Here is a 21,363-nt window from a genome sequence, read left to right as displayed (position 1 = left end):
CGCCGACGTTTGCTGCGTCTGGTCATCCTATTGCGTATGCTGCTTCCTCGACAGCCCGGCCTACACGCATGCGGATGGCCTCGGAAATCACCTCCCCGTGGGCGAAGTCATTACGGGTGGCATAGATTGCGGTCGGCATCGCAAGCGCTTCAAAGAACCCGAACAGAGGGCGCAACTGATGCTCGACGACAAGCGAATGACGCTCGCCTCCGCCCGTCGCAGCGATGATGATAGGCTTGCCCCTCAGCGATGTTGGATCGAGCAAATCGAAATAGTGCTTGAATAGGCCGGTGTAACTGCCCTTGTAGGTGGGTGAGCCTACAACCAGGACGTCTGCCTCCAGCATTTGGTCTACGACCCCGCGTGCTTGAGCGCTGAGGTCGTCTAGCCGTTTGGCCGCCAATAGTGAAGGTCCAAGGTCATCGACATCGAAGGACTGCGCCACCGCTCGCGTTTTGATTGCCAATTGCCCGACGATATGGTCGACGAATGTGCGCGTCGTGGACGGTCGTGTTATGTTCCCCGAGAAGCCAAATATCTTCGTTTGCGGCATGTCGATCTCCAAATGCTCAGCAGTTATAAGTCATCTAAACTCTGTCATTCGTCCCTTACGGAAACGATGACCTATTCGACGGTGACTGATTTCGCCAGATTGCGCGGCTGATCGACGTCCGTGCCCGCAAACACGGCCGTATGATAGGCGAGTAGTTGGACCGGCAGCGAGAAGATCATCGGCGCAATGATCTCGTCCACATTTGGAAGAACGATTGTTTGCATCGTGTCGAGCTTCAAGGCGCGAGCGCCCTTCTCATCCGTGATCAAGATGATCCGTCCGCCGCGGGCCGCAACCTCCTGCATGTTGGAAGCGGTCTTATCGAAAAAGCGGTCGTGTGGTGCGATCACGATAACCGGCATGTTCTCATCGATGAGAGCAATTGGACCGTGTTTCAGTTCGCCGGCAGCATACCCTTGCGCGTGAATATAGGAAATCTCCTTTAGTTTCAGGGCGCCTTCCATGGCCAAAGGGAAGCTGGTTCCGCGGCCAAGATAGAGCACGGCGCGGCACTTTGCCAATTCACGCGACAGAAGTTCGATCCTGGGTTGGATGCTGTTGAGCACCTGCCCAATGACGCGCGGCATCTCGGCAAGCCGGGCGACCAGTGTCTGTTCCTCCTTCTCCGTAAGGGTGCCACGCGCCCTGCCGGCAGCAACCGCGAGCGCAGCCAATACGGCGAGTTGGCATGTAAAGGCCTTCGTAGACGCAACGCCGATCTCCGGTCCGGCGAGGATCGGGAACACAGTGTCGGACTCTCGTGCTATCGTCGATTCGGGCGTGTTGACGACTGCACCGGTCTTCAAGCCGTGCTCCTTGCAATAGCGTAGGCAAGCAAGTGTATCGGCCGTCTCGCCCGACTGTGAGATGAAGAGAGCTGCCACCTGTGGCGAGAACGGGATTTCGCGGTACCGAAATTCGGAGGCGACATCAATTTCGACCGGCAGACGTGCGTAGTGCTCGAACCAGTATTTGCCGATTAGTCCGGCCAAGTACGCAGTGCCGCAGGCGGAGATCGCCAAGCTTTGCACGTTGGTGAAGACGGTGTCGCGCCAAGCCGCGACCACCTGATTGTCGCTGAAGTTGATGTAATGGCCAAGGGTATCGGAGATGGCCTCCGGCTGGTCGTAAATCTCCTTCTCCATGAAATGGCGATAGTTGCCCTTGTCGATCATATGGGCCGTCACCACCGAGATCTGCCGCGGTCGGGTGGTGACCTTTCCGTCGATATCGAAGATACGGACGCCAGTCTTGTCGATGACCGCCCAATCGCCGTCGATCAGGTAGGTGATCTCGTTAGTGAAGGGCGCCAGCGCAATCGCGTCCGATCCGAGAAACATCTCGCCGCTTCCGTGACCGATCGCGAGCGGCGGGCCATTCCGGGCAGCCATGATGGTCGAAGGGTCCTCCTCGAAGAGCAGAGCCAGCGAGTAAGCGCCTCGGACGCGCTTCAGCATCGCATGCATAGCTTCGCGCCGGGCCATGCCGTCCCGGCGAAGTCTTGCCACGAGATGCGCGATGACCTCCGTGTCGGTGTCGGTTTGGAACTCGGTGCCGGCCGCGGTCAGCTCATCCTTCAATTCGGCGAAATTCTCGATTATCCCATTGTGGACGACTGCGATGCCGTCGCTAAAATGTGGGTGGGCATTGCGTTCCGTCGGCGCGCCATGGGTTGCCCAGCGCGTATGGCCAATGCCGATTGTGCCCGCCAGGGGCAGTTCTTTCAGCTTTGCTTCAAGGTTGAGGAGCTTGCCCTCACAGCGCCGGCGATGGAGCGCTCCACCGTCGATCGTCGCGACGCCTGCCGAATCGTAGCCACGATATTCAAGCCGTTTCAATGCGTCTATCAACCGGTCCGAAACCGGATGATGGCCGACAATACCCACAATCCCGCACATACATTCTCCGCGTTTTCGCATATCGGCCACAACGCACTCACCTAGTCCGTCAGTCTGGAGTGAGCGAAGCTGCTTCACTCCTTGATCGCCATGACGGCTATCATTCCGTCAGAACTCCGTGGCAAAACCGTCGTGCTGTCGCGCTAAGCCAAATTCAGCGCGTTCTAACGGCACTCGACTTATTGGAAAAATCGATTCTTTGGATCGCACCCATTTACGTCATGGATTATCGCCGCATCGGTTTTCACGCTGGGACGACGGGTGCCGCCTCGGACATAAACCGGCCGGTTTCCCAAGGCAGAGGTAACGTCCGTCATGATGCGCTCAGCAGCCATCATTGGTGCCAGGTATCTACGGAAACCTTGAAAGCGGGACGGTAGGTCCGCTCACACAGCCTTTTAGAAGTCACCTTCGAGCGTTCTTGTGGGAAAGCCTCCCTGGCAATAAATATCGTCTCGACCGCTCATCAAACTCGCACAAAGGATGACTTTTCGTGTCAATTTACTGTTGGAAGTTTATACGGGTTATCGCATTTGCACCTGCTGCTGCGATCATGCTGGCCGCGCATAGCATATCGGCGCAGGAATCGTTCACCACGGTGCAATGGCCAAACACGCCAACGGCACGGATTGAGGCGCTTGCGATTCTCCAGACCTTGAATGCAACTCTCCTGAGTAATGCTAGTGCCACTTTGACGCTCGACCGGTGGTGTGCCGGACACAATCTCGCACCGCAAGGTTCTAAGATCGTTGCACAGCGGGTACGCGGGAGAGACAAGCCCGTCAATAGCCGCATCCGAGAACTTCTGGCGGTCGGCCCCGACGAGCCCATCGCCTACCGACATGTCCGCCTCGTTTGCGGCAATCGCGTCCTTTCTGAGGCTGACAATTGGTATGTTCCGGCAAGGCTGACAATGGACATGAATAAAGCGTTGAATACGAGCGACGTTGCCTTTGGCAGAGCCGTCCAATCTCTTAAATTCACCCGCACAAATCTATCTTCCAATTTGCTGTGGTCCCCTCTTCCAGAAGGATGGGACGTGGAAAAGGAACTACCGACACCCGCAACGGGATCTCTTATACTACCGCCCTTTCTTCTCGAACATCATGCAGTGCTGAAGCTTCAGGACGGCACTCCGTTCAGTGCGCTGGTCGAAAGCTATACGAGCAATGTATTGGACTTCCCGCCTCCACCTCTGCTTACCCACTAAGTGCCCATTGGCGCTGCGACCAAAAGCGCAGCGCCCGGGATGGTATTTTCGATCGCGACCGTAAGACAGCGTCGCCGTTGCCGAAGCTCGTCGGGTGCGTTTGTACCCGGCGAGCTTGCAGCTGTCGGTATTATTCGGTGTTGTCGATGGCGATCCGCTTGACGTTGGCTCGCTCCTTCTCGGTCTTCGGCAGCGTCACCGTAAGAAGGCCGTTCTTGAACGTTGCGGCGACCTTACTCTCATCAAGCTGGCGACCCAAAGCCAGTCGCCGTTCGAAGCGTCCGTAATAACGCTCGCTGAACCCGCGATCCTTGTCCTCGGTATCGGACTTGTTTTCACCACGAAGCGTAAGCACGCCGTCTTTCAGCAGCAACTCGATATCCTCTGGATCGATGCCCGGAATTTCCGCTATCACTCGGATTTCGTCGTCATTCTCCTTGATCTCTACGTGCGGCCACTCGGCGCCAATCGGCGATGTGCCACCAAACAACGATGGCGGACCGAAACTGCGGAAGACTTCGTCGAACAGACGGTTGACATTGCGGTGAAGCGACAGGAACGGGTCTATGTCGTCGCCACGATAGACGTTCGGAACCTGGCTGTTGCCACGGCTCCATGGGATCAGGTCACGTACACTCATGACTATCATCCTTTCTTCGGTTTTTTTCTCCTGTCGTGCGATGACGTCCTTGGCGGTTCGGGAACAGCCGAGGAGTAAGCAGGTGCGCATCACGCTAGGCTTTGGCGCCCTCAATCTGCTTTGAAGCGGCTTTGGCAGTCTCGGCTTGGATGGCAATCCGACGCGACTTCATCTCCACAGGTGTTTCCTTCTTGAGATTGATGAGGAGTAGCCCGTTTTCGAGCTTTGCTCCTTCGACGATCACGTGATCAGCCAGCTCAAATCTGCGCACAAACGACCTTACGGGAAGGCCTTGATGCAGATACAGTGCTTCGTCGTCCTCGGACTTCGCGCCGTTCACCACGAGCATTTTTGCCTCGTGGGTGATCGTCAGTTCGCTTTCGGCAAAACCTGCCACCGCGATCGCGATGCGATACGTGTCTTCGCCGAGTTTTAGGATGTTGAAAGGCGGCCACTTGTCGGCGTTAACGCTGGCATTTTCGAGAAGATCGAATATGCGGTCGAAGCCGATGCTGGACCTATAGAAAGGGGTAAGATCGAGGTTTGTTCTCATAGCTACATCCTCCACGGAGCAACATAGATACGAGGAACGCCAAGAAGCTCGGCGCCCCTGACGTAGTCGACTCTTTTTGGCGTCGACGACAGATGAAATGGGTAGCTAGCGAGGTAGGGTCAAGAGGGCGCGCAAGACTTTTCGAGCGGGAGTGACTCAAACAATCACTATAAGTTCATACGGTTAGAAATCTAGACGTTCGAGAGCTTTGGAATCTCACCATCGTGTTAAAACCGCAAAAATCAAAACCGAGATAGGTTGGCGCGATGCCAAATGGATTACAGTTCGCGCGTCATTTTCATTCCGATGCCGCGCGTAGAAACTCATAAGAACCTCTTTGTCCATGCGCAGAAGGTCGTCACGTTCGATCTCTCGAACGATGGTAATCTGAAGTGAAATTCCTTTCGAACGCTCGGGAGAAGATGCCGTAGGGCGTCGAATCTCGCCAATATGGTCAAGGTTAAGCTCGGCCCCAAGGCGCAACGCGGTTATGATGCCCGCGTGTGGTAACACTCGGTCCACCCAAGGAGAACGGATGTCGCCACGGCGATAACTGCAGGTGTCTTGGCGCTTCGCCGTCAGAGGGCGCCCAGAGCAGCGATCATCTTCATAATGGCGTCCATTTGGACAGCACCCTTGATCGCATAGTTGCTGCCTGTAAAGCCCCACCAGTCCCAACAACCCCGGGGATTATACGGCCTCCGGAGTGACTTATTGACTTGCGGATACAGCACTATGATACCGTTGGTATCCGCCCAGTTATTCAGATAGAGCTTGGTATACCAATCGTCCCCAATCGATTGCTGCGATTGGCGGCAGCCATGGATGGAAACATGCAGTTTGCAGTTGGCCCTAGGCTTGCCGCAGCTGTCGGGGATAAAGACATGCCCCACATCCGCCATGCTCGACACCGGGTTGGCGGCCCCGTAGAGTTTCTGGTCGAACGCCCTCAACTTCCCAGTTGGTTTGGCGGCCGGCTGGTTAAGCTTGCCATAGATGAACTGCAAAATCGCGCCAGCCTGGTCGTAATTGTTGTCGTTGGCAGTATTTGGGGGATCGTTCACACATTCGTTGATGTACGGCGTTGCGTTGGTCGGGCACAAATTCCCGAAGACCTTCGAAACAAACGAGTGACCGGCAGGGTAATTGCTGACATAGGCGAGGTTTGAATCGGGAACTCGGGCCAATTTGAAAAACTGGACGCTAGCATCGACGGCACTTTGCTTGACGATCGTATCGGCCGTACCGCTGAAAATGTAAATCTTCTTTGATCCAAGGTTGGAAAGCGGGTCGATGGCGCCGATCCGCGAAGACGTTTCCGCCGCAGCGAACAACATCGCAGGATTTGGAGGAACGCGCGGCACTTGGCCCATGCAGATTCCCGTATAGGTGAGATTGCCCATAGCGCAAAAATAAGGTCCACCAGCGACAATGCCGGCTCCCATGAAACTTGATGAATACGCGACCTGCAACTGCGAGGCCATGAACGCTCCCGATGATAGGCCCGACACCGAGATCGCGTTGCGATCGATCTTCAGTTTTGGCAGCGCTTGGGTTTGTGCCACCCCGGTCAGCAGCAGCAGGCTGAAACTTGCGGTGACAATTCGTTTAACCAGGCTACAAAACCTGGTTTTCTTCCAATCCGGAAAAATCTTTGCGCTCATACCCTCATACCCCTTTGCGGGAATAGCTTTGGTCGCGCCCTTAAATTTGCGACCAGATTGTCAGAGGAGGCTTTTCGTGCCGCATGCGGTTCACTGCCCCTGCCGAAAGCCACAGATTCGATTGCAATTGTTGCCGCGCTGCTAAACATAGAAGATGCCCAACCTCGGATCGAATGTCGTGGTGCATTCCTCCACGACTGATTTCGTACAAATTTCATGCCACCAAAAACGGCATATCATCAAAATGTCGGGGCATGGCTCCTCGCCCGTGCGCCGCGTCGACGTATTCCGACAAAATCGTATGTCGCTCGCTTTTGGAGACGTGACGAATTGATTGGTTCGTTGACAGCCTGATCGGGGAGCCCTCAGCGATCATTGTGAGTGTGCTTTAACTGTGATGGAACTCCCGAGAATATGGTAAAGCTGGCATTTCTTTCGAAGTATGCCGGTCTGAACCGGAGAACCAAGGCGCCCAAAGGGCGTGGCTTGGTAGTGAATGGTGCTCGCCGCGGGTTTCTTTTATGAGCAAAAGGCGATGTTGAGCTGAAAATGCCGCCGCCGGGCTTGCATTTGTCGCATTTTGACGGTGTTTGTCGCTCCCATGATTCTGATCGGGTGTCAAAGCGGAGGCAAAATGGGCGTGCGGCAGCGGCTGGGGTTGAAGTTCAAGGATGAGATCGCGTTCCTGAAGGGCTGGAAGCGCGACCGCACAGCGGTAGGCGCCATAACGCCCACTTCCGTTGCGACGGCAAAGAAGATGGCAAGCGTTATCGATCCTTTCTCCAGCCTTCCTGTCCTTGAACTGGGTCCGGCAACCGGCGTAATCACAAAACAGATCCTGGCGCGCGGCGTTGGGCCCAAGGAGCTCTTGTCCATCGAGTATTCGCCCGAGTTCTGTCGGCATCTTCAGCAGGAGTTTCCCGAGGTCGACGTTCGATGTGGAGACGCCTTTGCGCTGGATCTCGTTCTGGGCGCTCAGCGAGGTGCAAAGTTCGACTGCGTCATCTCCGCTGTGCCCCTCCTTCATTTGCCGCCTTCAAAGCGATTGTCGCTGATCCTCGATCTTCTCGAACGGATTCCGACAGGGCGGCCCGTCGTCCAAATCACCTATGGATTGCTCTCTCCAGTCGTCGCGCTTCCCGCCGGATACGAGGTCCGTCATCTGGCTTTCATGATGCGCAACATTCCGCCGGCACAACTTTGGACCTACCGAAAGACGAGATGACCTCGGCCATCTCATAAACATTGATCGAAAAGTTTTGATCGCTGGGCTGATGACGAACGCGACCGATGTGGAAAGCGCTTGGGCGGCTTTCCAGACGCGCGCTGCCCTTCGTTCGACCAGCGCCCAGAGCGGGCCGAACGATCGAAGATCGAGGCCTCGCGGCGGCCAAGAAATGTCCGTCTCTATCTCATCGCGGACAATCGCTCCGGCAGTCACACCGCGCCGGCGGTTTGCTCAATGTCATCACGTTGATCGTGAAAATGGCGCTGACTGCCCAGCGCTTTCGGGAAAAAGGGCCGCCGTAAGAAGGGTGTTGCTCGCGCCGGGGATTGGATCCAGCGACTGCAACGGGCATTGCGCCAAAGCGCATTGCAAAGCCCGCCAAAGCGCCATCCAGATTGCAAAAGTCGATCTGTTGGGCACCAAAAGCGGCCTCATAGAAGTCGGCAACCTCTGTTCCCGGCCATCCTCTAAGCTAAGAACAAAGACATTCCGATGCTGATATCGTTGGCTATCTCAATCCTCTCTCATCAGGGGAATCACCGAGTTCAAATATGCCATAAGCCGGTCGATACGATGGCATCGCGCAGGCAGGCGGCCGATGAAATCCGCCCGGCATTTCGAGACCGCAGGCCGCAGATCGTGACCTGGTCGATGCAGTCGAGCGTCGTTGCGTGAGGCACCTCCCTAACCAGTCCAATCCCGCTCTCTGTTGATGGAGTCCTGGCCCGGTTCCGGATCTTCCACCCGCGAGCGGTCCGCTAGCCATGCTGCGGCCGCTTCCGCGTCGCGCAGCGGTGATCGCGCCCTCCCCGGGCGGGCCTTTTGTGGAGTGATCGAGCGGGAATTGGGCCGCTCCGAAGGAACCACTCACATGTCGCACGAATCTCTCACTCGCCCAGTCCCACGCTTTCCAGCTCTCCCGCAACCTGATGGTCCCGGTCACCCTCTTCTCCGTCGACGGCGGATAACGGCGTCCTGCCGTCCGACGCAATCGACGCCGATGAACGATCTTGAGATCGTCCATGAATACACGCCTTGGCATTGAGCCGGCGGCATGGCCTGCGGCGTGCCGCTAGCGAGCGGCAGGCCGCAAGGGAGGCTTCGCCGCGGTCGACCTTGCACGATTCACCAAATTGCCAGCCGCGCCCTTGCGTCCTTTGCTCTTCGCGGCCGCTGAAGTGGCCGATGAATAGAACTGACGAGCAGGAGGCGATCGCTTTCGCGATCGGAAGGAAAATGGAGAGAAGAGAAATAGAATCGCTTCGCGACAAGGTAAGCTGCGCCGCCGTGCTGGATAAGAACGGGTTTGCCATTGACGTCAAGGAAAGCACCCGGCGGGCGGTCAAGTACCGCCGCGGCAGTGAGATCATCATCGTGACGCATGGAGGGCGTGGATGGTTCGATCCGCTCAGCGATGCGAAAGGCGATATCTTTGGATTGGTCGAGCACCTTGACCGTGTTGGCTTTTCGGCATGCGTCGCAAAGGTCGCGGACCTCATAGGCTTCCATATTTCCAAGGCTGAGTGGCAGCCTGGCATTCCGGACGGCCAATCCGACCTTCCGCTTGGCGATCGCTGGCAGGCGCGCCGCCGCCCCTGGCGGGGTTCATCAACATGGCGGTACCTGCAGGACGTGCGTTGCCTGCCGACGGTTCTTTTATGCTCGGCGATCAAACGCAACCTTCTTCGCGAAGGTCCGCAAGGCACCATGTGGGCCGCCCATACGAACGAGGCAGGCGGTGTCACAGGCTGGGAGGCGCGCGGTCCGCAATACCGCGGGTTCGCCTCGGGAGGAACGAAGGTTCTCTTTCGTCTGGGGTCGCGTGCAGCGGTGCGACTGGCCGTCACGGAAGCTGCGATCGACGCGATGAGCCTTGCGGCAATCGAGGGCCTGCGAGACGGCACACTCTACCTCAGCACCGGCGGCGGCTGGTCGCCGACCACGGCCGCGGCACTCCGCAGGCTTGCGTCGGGCCCCAACGTCCAGCTTGTCGCTGCCACCGACGCCAACCCACAAGGCGAGATGTTTGCCGAGCGACTACGCGCACTTGCCGAGGAGGCGGGATGCGACTGGATGCGACTTCGCCCGTCACAAGAAGACTGGAACGAAGTTCAGAAGCTACGCCCGAAGCGGGGCAGCGAGAAACAGAAATTGGAGGAAGAAGCGAAAGAGGAAGAGGCGTGCCGCAGGCGAGCCGGCCGCGTCAAGGGAGGCTTCTCCCGGCTAAAGCCAGCCCTGGATGCGGGAGGTCGCGATGCCGGCGGCAGGAAACGGATCACGAAGGACTGAAGAAGATGGCAGGGTCGAGAGGACTGAGCCGCGCTTGGTCCGCCCGCGCAAGGAGCCGCAAATGGCCTCTTCCCTCCGCAAGTGTTTCAGGGCGTCGCAAGCCGCCAGCAGATGTTTCCCACGTTCGACCGCCACGTCCAGCGACCCGATCGTCGGGACCGTGACGCAACTCCGCTCTATGCAGGCGAATGGTTCGAAATCCCCGAGGCCGAGCACGATTACATGTTCGAGATCCTGCCGCCGCTCTGGATCCGCGGCTCGCTGTTCGCGATGCGGGAATTCCTCACCGGCTCGGTGACATACGTGTTCTTCGCGCTGCGCATCGACGAGGCGATCCGTTACTTCCACGGTTACTGCGACCTCTCCGACAAGGTGTACGACGAAGTCGCCGCCAAGCTGCCGGTCCAACTGCGCCACCTCCCCGCGCCGATCGCATCTGTGCGCGACCTGGTTGCGCGCGGCAGCGCCGATGCCGCGACGTATGGCGGTTACCGCAATCGACGGCTATCACTACACAACCCTGCTGCAGCGCACCGGCGCAACCCAGGAGCTCGATCTTGCCGTCACCATGACGCCGCTCGGCGCGGTTTCACGGCTCGAGCATGCGCTCGACGGTGTCGATGAGGCGCAGGAGCGCTATCGGTATCGCTTGCACGAGGCCGAGCGGCGGTCTTGTCTCCTATCGCTCGCGCGACGGCGGCATGTTCGCGTTCGCGGACGACCTTTCCGACAAGCGCCAACAGGTTCGGGAGGTCGATGAGGTCCTGGCGACCGCGGCGCGCGGGGAAACGGCGGGGACGTCTGACGCCGCTTGACGATCAAGCCCGTCTCGATGGGTCGTCCGTGGCGGTGCAGCACGCGCATAGCTGCATTGCACAATAAATGTTTTCCTTCCGATCAAAAATTAATCATAGTGCACACAGCTGATGCACATGGCGGATTTCCTCCCAGTGCCGCCGCAGCAGCTGTTCCCCTCTGGAGGTTTATTGACCTTCACGCTTCATGGGCCGCGGTTTTCGCTGGCCCATTTTTTTTGTTCAGGTCATCCGACGATTTATCCGCGCACGATCCTGACGCGACTCCCCTTGCCAGCAAACTGCGCGTGGTCCGATAGCATCTGACACTTTCGGGCTTGTGAGGCATGGGCCCCTTGTCCATCTTGTGGTCTTCGGTCCATTAGGACAGATTGGAGCTATCGAATGCCTGAAACACGTTCACCGCGACTTGCTGTACTAATTGACGCTGACAATGCGTCGGCCAAGATCGTTGACGGCTTATTCGAGGAAATAGCCAAAATCGGCGAGGCGAGCGTCCGACGCATATACGGTGACTTCGCAAACGCTCGCTCGAAAGCCTGGATCGACGTCCTTGCCAGGCACGCGATCATTCCGCAGCAGCAATTTGCCTACACGACCGGTAAAAATGCCTCTGATATCACACTTGTGATCGACGCCATGGACCTCCTCCACAGCGGGCGCTTCGACGGCTTTTGCCTTGTTTCCTCCGACAGCGATTTTACACGCCTCGCCTCTCGGATCCGTGAGCAAGGCATCGATGTGTTCGGTTTTGGCGAGCAGAAAACGCCCGAAAGCTTCCGCCAGGCGTGCCGGAGGTTTATCTACACTGAAAACCTCCTCTCTTCAGCGCCTACAAATGGTGGCGATGCTACTCAGGCAACTCCTTCGCTCCAGCCGCCAAGTGCAGCGGCGCCGATCATCAGAAAGGTCATCGCGCAGATGGAGAGTGAGGATGGTTGGGTGCCGCTCGGCGCAGTCGGAACGCAGCTTGCGAACCTCTCTTCAGACTTCGATCCCCGAACATATGGATTCAGGAAGCTCAGCGACCTCGTGAAGAAGACAAATGCGTTCGAGATAGACCATTCGGACAGCAGACCTCTGCGCATCCGCGTCAAACAACCTTCTGCCAAGAAAAGCGCCAAGTGACGTTTAGTACGGGTCTCCATCAGCACGTTTTGGTTCGCCGCATCCTCCAAGCTTTGTGGTGAGAGAGCAAGGGATAGGCGAATGGAAATGGAAGAAAAGATGGAGGAAGACTACTCGCAGATCGAGTAGCCGGGCGTCGCTGACGCTCAACCGCGCCGCTCGCAATGGCGGCCACTGGTCCTCGCAGGGCTGTCAGCTCCGCTCGTCCTTCGCGGCAGCGATGCTCGGCCGCAGTTGCACCCGGCTGCCCGCTCCGCGCTTCGGGTCGTGTCTTCGGAAGGAATGAAGACGCGAAGGACAGGCAGAGGCCTGTCCAATCCTCGAAAAGGAATATCCCATGCAATTGATGAAGGTCGATCCGCGTGCGTTAAAGGACGACCCCGACAACACGCGCCAGTCGAAGTCGACGCCCCAGGCCGACGCCCTGCTTGGCGACGATCAAGGCCGTCGGCGTGATCCAGCGCCGGTCATTTCCCGGAAGCCGGCGGCAACGGTTACATCATCGAAGCCGGTCACCGCCCCACCAGTGTGGCGATCGCCGCCGGTATCGAGGAAATCGACGTGGTCGTGGTCGCGGTGGCCAACGACAACGGCGCGATGCGCTCGATGACCGAGAATATAGCTTGTGCCTTAATCCCATCGATCAATGCGCGGCATCGAGCGGCTGGTCGCGCTCGGCTGGACCGAGGAGGCGGTCGCCGTAGCGCTTGCCTTTCCCGTCCGCCAGATCCGCAAGCTTCGTCTGCTCGCAAACCTCTTGCCCTCCATGCTCGATCAGATAGCCAAGGGCGATATGCCGAACGAGCAGCGGCTCAGAACGATTGCGGCCGCCTCGCACGACGAGCAAAAAGAGGTCTGGAAGGCCCACTAGCCGAAGAAAGGCGAACGGCGGCCTGGTGGCAGATCGCCAACGGTCTCACAAAGACCCGTATGTATGCACGTGATGCAAGCTTCGGCGACGATCTGCGCCAGGCCTATGGGATCGAGTGGGCGGAGGACCTGTTCGGCCCTGCCGATGAGGACAATCGCTATACCACCAATGTCGAAGAGTTGCTTGGCGCCCAGCAGGAATGGATGGCGAGCAACGTGCCGAAGAAGGGTACCATCGTCGAAGTCAACAATTGGGGCCAGCCGGACCTGCCGAAGAAAGCCGAACGCGTCTACGGCAAGCCAGGCAAAGGCGACTGTACCGCGATCGCGAGGGCAAGGTGCACAGCGTCCACTGCCGGATGCCGGAGGTCAGGAAGCCCACCGGTCAGACCGGCCCGGCAGCTGATGGGGCGGAGGAGGCCCGTAACAGCCGAGGCCGGCTGATCCGCAAGGAGGGCGAGCGCAGCCTCGGCGCCACCAGCCTTTCGTGGGAGCGCCTGTCGTTGATTTGAGGACGTCACCTTCCTCCCCATGCCGGATTGCCCTTCGTTTTGCTGCGGTCTGAACCGGCGGCCGTGCGCTTCCAGGCCGCTATCGCGCCGCGGAGCGGCCGGACCCCGCCGTCCTTCACGGAGCAGGCTTGCGTGCTTTATCGAGGACAGGTTGCCCTCTTCGCACGCAAACCGGCTCCGCTCGTCCAGGAGGGGCCGGACCTTGAGGCGCCCGTCTTTCCGCCGGTCCGGGGTGACCGCACCGAAGGGCAAGCCGGCATGGGGCCGGAGCCGCTTCGGACGACCTCGAAAGGAAACGACCATGGCCAAGTCCACTCCCTCATCCCGGCAATCCACGCGTGTCGTGCAACTGCGCAAAGGCGCCACCGTCGACATGGTTCGGCTGACTTGCCCCGACGCCATGCAGGCGCTGAAGATCGCCGAGAGTTTCGGAACCGCCGTCATCGACAGCGACGGCATCCGCGACCTGCACGAGCGGCTCGTCACGGAGACAGCCGACGCGCTCGGCGACGGCCTTGGCGACAAGGCCATGCAGATCCACCTGCAACGGATCGTCGGCGCCTACGTCGGCTCCGCCCATGGCGCCGGCCAGTTCTACAGCCGCGCGGTCACCGAGGCACGCGATGCCACGGCCAAGGCCGCCAACGATGCCCGGGACGAGGACCTCGACGGTCCCGTCGGCTATGACAGCGCCGCCCAGCGTAAGCGCGAATTTGCCGCCGACATGGGCATACAGGCCCATTCGCTCAGAATGGCGGCGGAAGGCGCCGTCGCCGCCTATGTCCAGGTGATCGGCGAGAGCTGGAAACCGTTCGACCGTCCCGTCGAACAACCGGGCCGCGCGCTCGACCGCAAGGCTGCCGAAGCGCAGATCTCCGCCTTCGACTAGCCACTTCCGGCGGGGTTCCGGCCCCGCCTTTTCCATCAACTCGAGCCGGCCGGTTCCATGGCGGGACCGGCCTGTTGTCGTTTTGCGAACCCGGCCAGCAAGGAAAAAGAAATGAAGCCGATGGCACGCCCGTCGCCGCCCGTTCCTTCGTCGGGTCTGCAGGAGCCGCCGGCGGATGCAACGGCTTCGCCGTCCTCCACTGCGTTGCGGCTGTTCCGGTGCATCCACCGGCTGATCTGCTCCTGCTTTCGCCCTCCGTAACGGGCGGCGACGGGCGCGGCCTTGAAACGGAGGTTTGGATATGAGCAAGACAGAAAATCAGCGGGGCGATCTCTACAGCCGCATCACCGACAGGATCATCGAAGACCTGGCGAAAGGCGTGCGGCCCTGGATGAAACCATGGAATTCGGCGAACACGGCAGGCCACATTACCCGCCCGCTGCGTTACAACGGGCAACCCTATTCTGGCGTCAACGTGCTGCTTTTATGGTCGGAGGGTATCACACGGGGTTATACGTCATCCACATGGATGACGTTCAAGCAGGCCCTGGAACTGAGCGGCGCAGTGCGCAAGGGCGAGACCGGCACGACCGTCGTCTTCGCAAGCCGATTCACCAAGTCCGAAACCGACGGGAACGGCGGCGAGGTCGAGCGGGAGATCCCTTTCCTGAAAGCCTACAGCGTCTTCAACGTCGAACAGATCGACGGACTTCCCGACCAGTATCATCACCGGCCGGCACCGGTTCTCGATCCGGTTGAACGGGTTGGGCATGCCGATCGGTTCTTCCGCGACACCGGCGCTGCAATCCGCCATGGCGGCAACCAGGCCTTCTTTGCGCCTGCCGCCGATCTCATCCAGATGCCACCATTTGAGAGCTTCAAGGATGCGGCAAGCTACTACGCGACTTTAAGCCACGAGGTCACGCACTGGACGGCGCCGGCCCACCGCCTCGCTCGCGACCTCAGCCGCTATGCCAAGGACAAATCCGAGCGAGCCCGCGAGGAACTGATAGCGGAGCTCGGTAGCTGCTTCCTTTGCGCCGATCTCGGGATTGTTCCCGAGCTCGAGCCCCGCCCCGATCACGCCTCCTACCTCGACTCCTGGCTTAAGGTCCTGACCGACGACAGACGGGCGATATTCCAGGCGTCGGCGCATGCGCAACGGGCCGTAGCGTTCCTGCATTCGCTGCAGCTCGCCGCAGCCGACGAGCGGCTCGTCGCGTGAAGACTTGTCAGCGCCGGTCGTTGGCCTCGCCAGCGGTCGGCAACTCTTGCCCGTCGGTCGGGGGGCGCGTCACGATCAGCCGCGAGGTCCAGTTTGCCCCAGATCGAGGTTGTCCGGTCGATCGGCTTGAGCTTCCGGGACGGCTTGATTTCGACGATAAACGGCTTTGTCTGCTGACGTATAGATCCTCAGGCGACGGTTCGCGAGGCGCCGCGATAGCGCGGAGCGGGCAATGCAACGCCCTCACGCTGGGTGGTTCTGCGAGGTTTGGGCTAGGCATGTGGACAAGACAGCGGACTGATCGTTGTAGCGTCCGGGCAGGCACCGGGGACGGGCTGCCATTGCCATATCCCTTCGAGCACTGCAGCAAGCCACGTCCTTCGCGGGCTCGATGAGGCATGTCTGATCGAAGACCGGCTTCGCCTCGATCGTCTTCCCGCAACGGCCTTGCGAAACTTTCTTCCGCTGAGCGCGATGCGCTCATTCCTCGCGGAGCAACAAAGCTTCTCCTGGCCGCCCGCCATTTCATTTCGGCCCTACGGGTGCGGACCGATCGTCCCCGATCCTTGCGACAGCCATCGAGGCCGCGATGGGCGCGGCCCGAGACAGCAAAGGAATACGACAATGGCAACCATCGGCACCTTCACCACCTCCGAAACCGGCTTCAACGGATCGATCCGCACGCTCGCCCTCAACGTCAAGGCCCGCATCGCCCGCATCGAAAACCCCTCCGACAAGGGCCCGCACTTCCGCATCTACGCAGGCAATGTCGAGCTGGGCGCGGCCTGGCAGAAGCGCTCCGAGCAGGACCGCGACTACCTCTCGGTCAAGCTCGACGATCCGAGCTTCCCTGCCCCGATCTACGCGACGCTCACAGAGGTCGAGGGCGAAGAGGGCTACCAGCTGATCTGGTCCCGCCCTAACCGGGACTGACACGCAGACGGCCCCGCTAAAGCGGGGCCGTCGATCTCTCGGTTAAAGGCCGGCTCAGCGGTCCGCAAACCCTTACGTGTTCAAGGCGTCCTTCAGAGCCTTGGCAGGCTGGAAGCCCAGCTTTCTTGCCGCAGCAACCTTGATCGCCGCACCGGTCGACGGATTGCGGCCTTCGCGCTCCGGGGTATGCTGTCGGGTAGGAACGACCCGTTGCCGGGCCGCTCCTCCCTAAGAACTGTACGTGCGAGTTTCCCAGCATACAGCTCAAGCCTCCGCCAAGCCCTGTTAGACCAGAGCCGCCAGTTCCTGTGCATCGGTATGAGATGTGGAATCACCGGGCCGATCCGTAACTTCCGACGGCAGACCGCGCCTTCCGGCGAAGTAGCTGTCCCACATGGGATCGAAAGGATTCGCTTCGGCGCGGATTTTGCAGTGGCGACGTATCGGTACGTCGGATGCGTGGATGAGGCGGATGAACTTGAAGTTTCCTGCCTTATCCTTCATCCCGGTGCGGAATACCCAGTCTCGTGTACCTTCCCGAGCGAAGTAACGATACTTCACCCAGCGAAGCGGCTTGTCCGGGTGTCTACGACAGGCCCACTGCCAGAGACATTTCCAGATGAGATGATCGACCTTGCGAAAGGTCTCCTTCGCCACCTGGTTGTGATGATAATTGGTCCATCCCCTTATGACCGGGTTTAGCGACATTATCAGATACTCCTGCTTCACATCGGCGGCACCCTTGGTGATAGTTCGGATCTTGCGCATAAACGCCACCACGTTCTTCTTGGCGGGTTTGATGTGGGTATGCCCATCATATCTGCGCACGTTCCAGCCGAGGAAGTCGAAACCTTCCTCGACCCGCACGATGCGAGTCTTTTCTTCAGACAGAGACAGGCCCCGTTCTGACAGAAATTCCTCGACCATAGATTTCGCCTCCTCCAGCACTTCTTTTGAAGCACCTGTGACGACGAAGTCATCGGCGTAACGTATCAAGTGGACCTTGGTCAGGCTGTTGCGACGTCTTGGGCCGTAGAAGTCCCGTAACATCTTTTCCATTCCGTCCAAGGCCATGTTGGCGAGCGTGGGCGAGATTATTCCCCCTTGCGGAGTTCCCGCTTTCGTCGCGTGCCAGTCACCGTCCTTTATGTAACCGGAGTCCAGCCACTTCCGGAGCACCACCTTGTCCATGGGGATGTTGGCGATGAGCCAGTCCTTGCTGATTTCGTCGAAGCAGCCAGCAATGTCCGCATCCAAGACCCATTCCGCCGTGCCGCGCCCGCGCAGCGCGATAAAGCACTGCCGGGCCGCATCACGGGTTGCTCGATACGGTCGAAAACCGTACGAATTAGGGTCTGCCGTCGTTTCCGCGACAGGTAGCAGAGCGAGCAGGTGAAGTGCCTGCATGGCCCTGTCCTTCATCGTCGGAATACCGAGCGGACGCAGTTTCTTGCTGTTTGCTTTCGGGATATATACCCGCCTCAACGGCAAAGGATGATACCCACGCCGTTTGAGCGACAATAATCCTCTGACGCACTTATCCGGTGTGTCCCAGATGATCCGGTCCACTCCGGGTGTTCTCTTTCCCTGATTTCCAGTAACCCGTTTCACCGCAAGCGCCTTGCCGCTGAACGAGTGGGTCAGCAGCCGTTGCAAGGCTTTCACCTTGCCCCAGCGACCTTCCTTAACTGCCTTCGCAATACGCATCTGCAGCCGTCGCACGTGTTGGTAAGCCTTGCGCCAGTCAATCTGGCCCCAGCTCGCCGCTTCGCGGGAGGCCGCACCAGTCACTGTTGTGACCGTCATTTGCCTGTCCTCCTGCCGAGGGTTCTGCACATTCTCTCGCGACGGGAGACCCGTCGGAAGTCTGCTCCCTTTCGGGCGGGGTGATGTTGGCGAGCCGCAACCCCTGTCCAAACCATTACAGTCCGGCGTTCGCTTTCTCCGACATCCTCTGCCCGCACCGCCAACAACTTTCCTTGCGGTCGGCCTGCCCATTGCCGGGCGACGATGCGGGTTTACCGTGTTTCACCTAAATAACGCGGGCGGGTTAGACCCTGCCTATCCGCCGGCGGTCCTTCGTCCGTGTGCCTCCAAAGTGAAGAGAAGCATCCGACCGCACACCTTTTGGTTCAAGCCTGTCAGCATCTTTGGCTTGTCAAATTTCACGACGTTTATCAGCAGTTCATTTGCATTGATCATACCACCCAGCCTAGCGCCCCATCCGCATTGATGCTCGCAGAAGATGCCTCAGCCTCACGACATCGGCATGGCCCGAAGGCCCGGCTACATTGTCCCGGCAGCTTCAAACCGGACCGTTACCAGTCCCGCATGTGCCGGTAGGCTACTGATGACGGAACATCAGGTTTGTCCCGGAATATAAATCCCGTACAAACAATTACTTAGGCGACTTTCACGTCGCACTCACCTTGAATTTCCCGAAGCCGGGAATGAACGTCTCGGCGCCGGAGGTGGCAGCGGCCGTGATCGCCGCAAATACAGCTTCGACGATCGCCTTTCCCTGCACCTTCGTCAGGCCGTGGTCTGACGCGATCTTGTCAGCGATTTCATTTGTCGTGGTCATCGATTTCTCCTCGTTTCAAGAAGGAAATCATTTCCACCGGAGCCGCAGCCTGTCACGCAAACACCTATCTGGAGGCCAGACAATCGACGGTTCTCCACAGAAAGTGCGGAATCACGACTCCTTATTCGGTTGCGATGGACCGAACCGCTTTGGCAACGACCTCCAGAGCGTGCACGTCGAGTTCAATGACCCCATCAGACTTCTCGCCGATCGTTTTCGGCTTTGCGCCGCTGTTGTCCCAGATCCAGGCCTTGTCGGCTTGTTCCAGAAACCAGGGAAATTGCTCAAGGGACCGTTGGTACCGCTGGCGGACTTTTTCGTCGGGTACCGGATGTCCGCCTTTGGCTACGCGCAACTTGATCCGCTCGATCGAGCGCTCGGGGCTATCGACGACGACATATAAGAACCAGACCGCGAATCCGAGCGCCTTCGCCGCTACCACGAGACGTCGATACTTCTCTGTCGACAGGACTGTTTCGACGCCGATTGTTTTGTGGACGTTGATCGACGCTTCAAGCCAAGACTCGATCCGTTGAACCGCGGTTAGGTTGGCTTCCAGCGGCGGTCTGGACTCGACTTTGCTGATTCTGGCAGCCAGTAGATCCGGATTTACGATCCAGACTGAGCGACCTTCCATTTCAAGGTCGGCATTCTCGTACACGCTGCTTTTCCCAGAGCCATTTGGCCCGGCGATGATCAGGAAGACTGGCTGCTCAATCTTCGATGGGAGCACGATCAAGGACGCCAGTTACAGCCTTGTTCTCGCGACGCGCCTTGGCGACATTCTTGCTGAACACGTAGCTCAGATCTTTTCCGAGCGTCTTGCTCTGCGCGTCGATCGTCCGAACAGTCAGAAACTGCCCGGTACCTGCGTCACGCACGCGTTTCTGCGTGACCGCGGTATCGCGTACGCCGACTTTGGCACTTCCAAATTTTTTGACGACGACTTTGGCCATGTCTGCTCCAACCTTTCCGCAAATATAGCAATCATTTTCCCACCCGAAAAGAGCCTGTTGGCTTTTGACTGGAGGGTGTGCGAGCCTTGCTATGAGAGCGAACGGCTTCACGTTGAAGGCGAAGCAGCCGAATCGCATTGCGAAATCTACCAGGCGTGGGCCGCCACTGTCATGTCCCTTTGTCTGGTTATTCGTGGCTCCAGGGGCGCCTCGATGGGGCACGTCTGACGCGGACCGGCTGCGCCTCGCTCGCTACCCGCAACGGCGCTTCGAAATTTTCATCACCAACCGGGACTGAGCCGGAAACGCCCCACCGTGAGGCGGGGCCGACTGGCCAGATAGGCAAGCCGACGACAGACATCGAGCCTGCCGCCGGCTTTTTCGGTGCGATACGGAACCGGAATATGTTCGGCGTCAAGATCCCGTTCTTCGTCGAGATCGAGATGTCCTTCGAGACCGACTGGAACAGGCGCCGATGAGGCCCGCTTCGGCGGGCCATTCTCATGTTGGCACGGAGGTGCGTGGACGATAGCCGCGCTTTCGTTTCTGCCGCAGCAGGTCGAGAAACAGTTCGACTGCTTCCTCTTCCCGCCCGAAATGGTGGACCATCATCTGACCCTTCGTGCCGATGCGGCCCCATTTCCGGAGCAGGCAGACATCCCCGAACAGGTTGGGCTCGATCGACATGGCGTAGTAGCGCGCCATGTTTCTGGCGGCGTCAGAGCGTTCGACATAAAGATGGTACGGTTGCGCGATCATGAGACAAGAATCGCCTATGCCGGGAATCGCGTCCAACGAGACTTATGAATCGGTCGGCAAGGATCGATTCATATCGCTGATGACCTGCGACCGGACACGATGGCCTTGCTCGAATTTGCCTGATGACGGTCCGTGCGGATGGCGACCATCGATAAGGAACTTAAACCAATTCCGCGGGATTTCCTTTCGAGGCTGGGCTTGGCACAATGAGCGTCTTCGACTGCCGCCGACATCAGATGATAGAGGTTTAATTTCAGGGAGCTTCGCTTTTTTTAGGCGTGCGCTGGCGCAGGTTTCTCACTTCGCCGGGATTTCACCTCCGAGAAGATCATAAATTTCGAAAATAGCATGAGGATGTCACATGAAAGGCTATCTTCCCTATGTCATCGGCGCATTGTTGGGCGCCATCGTCGCGGTCGCTGTGTCCATTCTCTTCGGCCTTGATGGGATGTTCCAGCTTGCGGTCTTGGCGCTGCTGCCGGTTCTGGGTGCTGCGCTGGTCGAGCGCTTTTACTATCGCGGGTCACGAGCGCGCTAACGTGACTATCAACAGATGGATATCGGGCCTCGGTCGTGCAAAGCCGACGGTTCTTGGGCGAGACGCCTGCGGCGCACGGCTCTATTCGCGATGCTCACGGTGCCCGAAAACGGTCTCCG

At 58.8% G+C, this 21,363-nt stretch carries 20 protein-coding genes and 3 pseudogenes; 12 read left to right on the top strand and 11 right to left on the bottom strand.

Annotation, left to right across the window (positions count from 1 at the left end):
- Positions 1 to 22: 22 nt before the first annotated feature.
- Both msuE and glmS read right to left on the bottom strand, forming a co-directional pair.
- Positions 23 to 553 (bottom strand): FMN reductase, encoded by a 531-nt coding sequence (gene msuE / locus GA0061101_RS30755; RefSeq protein ID WP_004119752.1) that lies wholly within the window; start codon positions 551 to 553, stop codon positions 23 to 25.
- Between the two features lie 71 nt (positions 554 to 624).
- A complete protein-coding gene (gene glmS / locus GA0061101_RS30750) occupies positions 625 to 2,451 on the bottom strand; it encodes a glutamine--fructose-6-phosphate transaminase (isomerizing) (protein ID WP_004119766.1) in 1,827 nt (608 codons plus the stop codon).
- A gap of 493 nt (positions 2,452 to 2,944) precedes the next feature.
- Between glmS and GA0061101_RS30745 the strand changes: the two genes are divergently transcribed.
- Positions 2,945 to 3,661 (top strand): hypothetical protein, encoded by a 717-nt coding sequence (locus tag GA0061101_RS30745; RefSeq protein WP_004119769.1) that lies wholly within the window; start codon positions 2,945 to 2,947, stop codon positions 3,659 to 3,661.
- Positions 3,662 to 3,791: 130 nt separating this feature from the next.
- Here GA0061101_RS30745 and GA0061101_RS30740 read toward each other — a convergent pair whose 3' ends face one another.
- From GA0061101_RS30740 to GA0061101_RS30725, 3 genes are all read right to left on the bottom strand, one after another.
- Complete coding sequence (locus GA0061101_RS30740) at positions 3,792 to 4,301, bottom strand: Hsp20/alpha crystallin family protein (RefSeq protein WP_004119772.1); 510 nt, start codon at positions 4,299 to 4,301, stop codon at positions 3,792 to 3,794.
- Between the two features lie 94 nt (positions 4,302 to 4,395).
- Positions 4,396 to 4,854 carry an Hsp20 family protein gene (locus GA0061101_RS30735; RefSeq protein ID WP_004119775.1) on the bottom strand — a complete coding sequence of 153 codons (459 nt, stop codon included), beginning with the start codon at positions 4,852 to 4,854 and terminating at the stop codon, positions 4,396 to 4,398.
- 578 nt (positions 4,855 to 5,432) lie between these two features.
- The gene (locus tag GA0061101_RS30725) at positions 5,433 to 6,518 is read right to left on the bottom strand and encodes an extracellular catalytic domain type 2 short-chain-length polyhydroxyalkanoate depolymerase (protein WP_004119777.1); all 1,086 of its coding nucleotides are present in this window, start codon (positions 6,516 to 6,518) and stop codon (positions 5,433 to 5,435) included.
- Positions 6,519 to 7,152: 634 nt separating this feature from the next.
- Between GA0061101_RS30725 and pmtA the strand changes: the two genes are divergently transcribed.
- The 9 genes and pseudogenes from pmtA to GA0061101_RS30660 all read left to right on the top strand — a co-directional run bounded on the left by pmtA (position 7,153) and on the right by GA0061101_RS30660 (position 16,407).
- Complete coding sequence (gene pmtA, locus GA0061101_RS30720) at positions 7,153 to 7,743, top strand: phospholipid N-methyltransferase PmtA (RefSeq protein ID WP_004119780.1); 591 nt, start codon at positions 7,153 to 7,155, stop codon at positions 7,741 to 7,743.
- Positions 7,744 to 8,931: 1,188 nt separating this feature from the next.
- Positions 8,932 to 10,035, top strand: a complete 1,104-nt coding sequence (locus GA0061101_RS30715; RefSeq protein WP_240535449.1) for a DUF3991 and toprim domain-containing protein — start codon at positions 8,932 to 8,934, stop codon at positions 10,033 to 10,035.
- A 111-nt stretch (positions 10,036 to 10,146) separates the two neighbouring features.
- A complete protein-coding gene (locus GA0061101_RS30710) occupies positions 10,147 to 10,659 on the top strand; it encodes a DUF1419 domain-containing protein (protein ID WP_210305302.1) in 513 nt (170 codons plus the stop codon).
- A complete protein-coding gene (locus GA0061101_RS39895) occupies positions 10,656 to 10,850 on the top strand; it encodes a hypothetical protein (RefSeq protein WP_028755183.1) in 195 nt (64 codons plus the stop codon). The genes GA0061101_RS30710 and GA0061101_RS39895 overlap by 4 nt, the downstream gene beginning before the upstream one ends.
- A gap of 384 nt (positions 10,851 to 11,234) precedes the next feature.
- Positions 11,235 to 11,978, top strand: a complete 744-nt coding sequence (locus GA0061101_RS30695) for an NYN domain-containing protein (protein WP_004119790.1) — start codon at positions 11,235 to 11,237, stop codon at positions 11,976 to 11,978.
- 337 nt (positions 11,979 to 12,315) lie between these two features.
- A pseudogene (locus tag GA0061101_RS30690) lies at positions 12,316 to 13,279 on the top strand (ParB N-terminal domain-containing protein); the annotation flags it as partial.
- A gap of 382 nt (positions 13,280 to 13,661) precedes the next feature.
- Positions 13,662 to 14,249, top strand: coding sequence for a hypothetical protein (locus GA0061101_RS30680; RefSeq protein ID WP_004119792.1), 588 nt, complete (start codon positions 13,662 to 13,664; stop codon positions 14,247 to 14,249).
- 301 nt (positions 14,250 to 14,550) lie between these two features.
- The gene (locus GA0061101_RS30670) at positions 14,551 to 15,474 is read left to right on the top strand and encodes an ArdC family protein (RefSeq protein ID WP_028755179.1); all 924 of its coding nucleotides are present in this window, start codon (positions 14,551 to 14,553) and stop codon (positions 15,472 to 15,474) included.
- 624 nt (positions 15,475 to 16,098) lie between these two features.
- Positions 16,099 to 16,407: a DUF736 domain-containing protein gene (locus GA0061101_RS30660; RefSeq protein ID WP_004119799.1), complete on the top strand. Its 309-nt coding sequence runs from the start codon at positions 16,099 to 16,101 to the stop codon at positions 16,405 to 16,407.
- Between the two features lie 72 nt (positions 16,408 to 16,479).
- Here GA0061101_RS30660 and GA0061101_RS30655 read toward each other — a convergent pair.
- The 5 genes and pseudogenes from GA0061101_RS30655 to GA0061101_RS30635 form a co-directional block, all read right to left on the bottom strand.
- Positions 16,480 to 16,599, bottom strand: a pseudogene (locus GA0061101_RS30655) (HU family DNA-binding protein); the annotation flags it as partial.
- A 93-nt stretch (positions 16,600 to 16,692) separates the two neighbouring features.
- Positions 16,693 to 18,213 carry a group II intron reverse transcriptase/maturase gene (gene ltrA / locus GA0061101_RS30650; RefSeq protein ID WP_004119807.1) on the bottom strand — a complete coding sequence of 507 codons (1,521 nt, stop codon included), beginning with the start codon at positions 18,211 to 18,213 and terminating at the stop codon, positions 16,693 to 16,695.
- A gap of 610 nt (positions 18,214 to 18,823) precedes the next feature.
- Positions 18,824 to 18,991, bottom strand: a pseudogene (locus tag GA0061101_RS30645) (HU family DNA-binding protein); the annotation flags it as partial.
- Between the two features lie 121 nt (positions 18,992 to 19,112).
- Positions 19,113 to 19,724 carry an ATPase gene (locus tag GA0061101_RS30640; RefSeq protein WP_028755140.1) on the bottom strand — a complete coding sequence of 204 codons (612 nt, stop codon included), beginning with the start codon at positions 19,722 to 19,724 and terminating at the stop codon, positions 19,113 to 19,115.
- The gene (locus tag GA0061101_RS30635; RefSeq protein WP_004119810.1) at positions 19,705 to 19,947 is read right to left on the bottom strand and encodes a hypothetical protein; all 243 of its coding nucleotides are present in this window, start codon (positions 19,945 to 19,947) and stop codon (positions 19,705 to 19,707) included. The genes GA0061101_RS30640 and GA0061101_RS30635 overlap by 20 nt, the downstream gene beginning before the upstream one ends.
- 179 nt (positions 19,948 to 20,126) lie before the next feature.
- Between GA0061101_RS30635 and GA0061101_RS30630 the strand changes: the two genes are divergently transcribed.
- Positions 20,127 to 20,426, top strand: coding sequence for a hypothetical protein (locus tag GA0061101_RS30630; protein WP_004119811.1), 300 nt, complete (start codon positions 20,127 to 20,129; stop codon positions 20,424 to 20,426).
- A gap of 22 nt (positions 20,427 to 20,448) precedes the next feature.
- On the opposite strand, the gene GA0061101_RS30625 is transcribed toward GA0061101_RS30630, so the two are convergent.
- Positions 20,449 to 20,706 (bottom strand): WGR domain-containing protein, encoded by a 258-nt coding sequence (locus tag GA0061101_RS30625; protein ID WP_004119812.1) that lies wholly within the window; start codon positions 20,704 to 20,706, stop codon positions 20,449 to 20,451.
- Between the two features lie 361 nt (positions 20,707 to 21,067).
- On the opposite strand from GA0061101_RS30625, the gene GA0061101_RS39595 reads away from it, so the two are divergent.
- On the top strand, positions 21,068 to 21,244 hold the full coding sequence (locus GA0061101_RS39595; RefSeq protein ID WP_015342042.1) for a hypothetical protein: 177 nt from the start codon (positions 21,068 to 21,070) through the stop codon (positions 21,242 to 21,244).
- Positions 21,245 to 21,363: the final 119 nt, after the last annotated feature.

The sequence above is a fragment of the Martinezella lusitana genome (assembly GCF_900094565.1).
GTDB lineage: Bacteria > Pseudomonadota > Alphaproteobacteria > Rhizobiales > Rhizobiaceae > Rhizobium > Rhizobium lusitanum.
This window is presented reverse-complemented; position numbering and strand designations above follow the sequence as displayed.